Annotated in this window: 3 protein-coding genes; 2 read left to right on the top strand and 1 reads right to left on the bottom strand. The window is 72.5% G+C overall.

Annotated features, from left to right (window positions below):
- Window positions 1–3 precede the first annotated feature (3 nt).
- Together NBZ83_RS31165 and NBZ83_RS31170 are read left to right on the top strand one after the other, a co-directional pair.
- The gene (locus NBZ83_RS31165) at window positions 4–699 is read left to right on the top strand and encodes a TetR/AcrR family transcriptional regulator (RefSeq protein WP_261571276.1); all 696 of its coding nucleotides are present in this window, start codon (window positions 4–6) and stop codon (window positions 697–699) included.
- Window positions 700–831: 132 nt separating this feature from the next.
- The gene (locus tag NBZ83_RS31170) at window positions 832–2,343 is read left to right on the top strand and encodes a DHA2 family efflux MFS transporter permease subunit (protein WP_261576410.1); all 1,512 of its coding nucleotides are present in this window, start codon (window positions 832–834) and stop codon (window positions 2,341–2,343) included.
- On the opposite strand, the gene NBZ83_RS31175 is transcribed toward NBZ83_RS31170, so the two are convergent.
- Window positions 2,284–3,100 (bottom strand): hypothetical protein (locus tag NBZ83_RS31175; protein WP_261576411.1); only part of this gene is annotated, 817 nt, incomplete at its 5' end. The two genes, NBZ83_RS31170 and NBZ83_RS31175, sit on opposite strands and share 60 nt — an antisense overlap.

Consider the following 3,100-nt stretch of genomic DNA (forward strand, 5'->3'; position numbering starts at 1 on the left):
CCGCTGACCCCCGCCGTTACCGGGCTTGACACGTTAGTGAGTGACCACTACCTTCCGATTGTGGCGACACGGACGGACAGCGGCGGCGGACGGATGAGCGCCGAGCAGCGGCGGGCGAGCGTGCTCGCCGCCGCGGTGGAGGAGTTCGCCCACGGCGGGCTGACCGGCACGTCGACGGAGTCGATCGCCGAGCGGGCCGGCATCTCCCAGCCGTACCTGTTCCGGCTGTACCCGACGAAGAAGGCGCTGTTCCTCGCCGTCATCGACGACGTCTTCCGCCGGACCGCCACCCACTTCGAACGGGCCGCCGGCGAGCTGACCGGCGAAGCCGCGCTGGAGACGATGAAGGAGTCCTACCAGGAGCTGCTGGCGGACCCGACGTACCTGCTCAACCAGTTGCAGGCCTACTCCGGCTGCTACGACCCGGACATCCAGGTCGCGGCCCGCAACGGGTTCCACCGGCTGTGGGACACCGTGATCCGCATCACCGGCCTGCCGACCGACGAGATCCGGCTGTTCTTCGCCTACGGCATGCTGATCAACATCATCGCGGCGATGGACCTCGCCGTCATCGACGAACAGTGGGCGCAGATGGTCTGCACGCCGACGCCGCCGGGCTCGGCCACCGGCGCCCTGAAACCCGCCACGCTGAAACCCGCCGCCCCGAGACCCGAGGCGCCGGAACCGCCTACTCCCTGATCCGGTTTCGAACCGATCGCGGCCCGCTCGTTCCCGGCGAGGCATAGCGCAGCCCGAGTTCTCAAGGTAGTGACTGATTACTACCTGACAAAGGTAGTGAGTGCTCACAAGCAAATTGGAAGGAGATCCGCCGTGCCTAGACGTCCCAGCACCGCCTGGACCATTGTCGTGACCTCACTGGCCGCGTTCATGGTGTCCCTGGACAACCTGGTGGTCACCACCGCGCTCCCGCAGATCCGCGACGATCTCGGCGCCGGCCTGGAGGGTCTGGAATGGACGGTGAACGCCTACACGCTGCCGTTCGCCGTCCTGCTGCTCACCGGCGCCGCGCTGGGCGACCGGCTCGGCCGCCGCCGGGTGTTCCTCGCCGGTCTCGCGGTGTTCACCCTGGGCAGCGCGGGTGCCGCGCTCGCCCCGTCCATCGCCGTCCTCATCGCCGCCCGAGCCGTGCAGGGCGTCGGCGCGGCCTTCGTGCTGCCGCTGACCCTCACGCTGCTCGCCGCGGCCGTGCCCGAGGAGCGCCGAGGCGCCGCCCTCGGCATCTGGGGGGCGATGACGGGGCTGGCCGTCGCGGTCGGCCCGCTCATCGGCGGGGCGGTCACCGAGGGCGCGAGCTGGCAGTGGATCTTCTGGGTCAACGTGCCGGTCGGCCTCATCGCGCTGCCCGTCGGGCTGCGCGCGCTCGCCGAGTCGCGGGGCCGCTCCACCAGGCTCGACTTCGCGGGCGCCGCGCTGATCAGCGCCGGGTTGTTCGGCGTGGCCTTTGGCCTCGTCCGCGGAGAGGGGCACGGCTGGACGAGCACCTCGGTGCTCGCCGCCCTGGTGCTCGGCGGGCTCGGCATCGGTGCGTTCGTCGCCTGGGAACTGCGGGTCGCCCGCCGAGGCGCGGCGCCGATGCTGCCGATGAGCCTGTTCCGCGTCCCCGGCTTCGCCGCCGTGAACGCCACCGCGCTGCTGTTCTCGCTGGGCATGTTCGGCTCGATCTTCCTGCTGGCCCAGGCACTGCAGAACGTCTACGGCTACTCGCCGTTGCAGGCCGGTGTGCGCACCCTGCCGTGGACGGCGATGCCGCTGCTCATCGCGCCGCTCGCCGGGCCGGTGTCGGACCGCATCGGTGGCCGGCCGCTGCTGCTCGGCGGGCTGGTGCTCAACGCCGCCGGGCTCGCCTGGATGGCACTGGTACTGACGACGCACACGGCGTATGCGGCGCTGATCGGACCGTTCATCCTCTCCGGCGTCGGCATGGCCCTGTTCTTCGTGCCGATCGCGACCGTCGCCCTCGGGGTCGTGCCGGCCACGATGCAGGGCATCGCCTCGGGCACCAACAACGCCCTGCGCGAGCTCGGGGGGGTACTCGGCATCGCGGTGCTGTCGTCGGTCTTCGCCGCCCGCGGCGGATACGACACGCCGACGGCGTTCATCGACGGGACGCGACCCGCCCTGTGGCTGGGCGTGATCGCCGTCGTGCTCGCCCTGCTCTGCGCCCTGGCCATCCCCCGGCGCGGCGGCCTCGCCGCCGCGACCGCCGACACGTCGTCCAACGCCGCGGACCTGTCCGAGTCATCCGAGTCACCGGAACGCGAATCAGGCTGCGCGGGCCGGCGGACCGCCGTCCAGACCACCTCGACCGGCGCCGCCACCTGAGCTACCGCCGCCGCCTGAGCTACCGCCGTCTGAGCCATCATCGGGGGTGTCCGGCAGTCCACCAAACGGTCCCGGCGGCTGCATGTCAGGGGTGCCGCCGCCGGCACCGGCGCTGAAGGGCGCGCCCGGGGTGAGCAGGCAGTAGTCGCCGGACTCCCGGCCGACCTGGTAGGACTCCCGGCTCGTCGGGTCGTTGCCGCGCCGCACGTCGACCTGGACATCCCGGACCGTCTGGGCGGCGATGGCGTGGCGGGTCTGCACGCCCCGCACGGCGAACCACGCGATACCCCCGCTGATCCCGTCAAGCGCCCGCATGATGATCGTGTACTCGGTGGCCGATCGGTTGCCCCGAACCGAGCTGCAGAGCCGATCGTAGGCGGCGTCGTAACGGCCGGCGCCGACGTCGGTGAGGTAGGACCGCACGGCCTCGACGGGGCCGTCGTCCGACCGGGCAAGCAGAAAGATGCCGGTGCCGCCCGCACCGGCGGCCATCGCCAGCACAAGGACGAGTGGGATGAGCCAGCGAGCCGGTCCGCGGCGCGGCGGTCCGGCCGGCGGTCCGGCCGCCCAGACCGGGCCGCCCCAGCCATGATGGGTCGCAGGCGCGGGCCCGCCGGGACCGATCCGGCCGGGCGGTCCCGCGGGAGCCGCCACGATCGGGGGGCCGCCCACGCCGACGGACATCGGGCGCATGGCCGGACCAGCAGGCGCCGGCCTCTCGGCCCGCCCGGGTACCGAACCGCGGGCTGGGGCGACG

The organism is Frankia gtarii, assembly GCF_025403375.1.
In the GTDB taxonomy this organism is placed as follows: domain Bacteria; phylum Actinomycetota; class Actinomycetes; order Frankiales; family Frankiaceae; genus Frankia; species Frankia gtarii.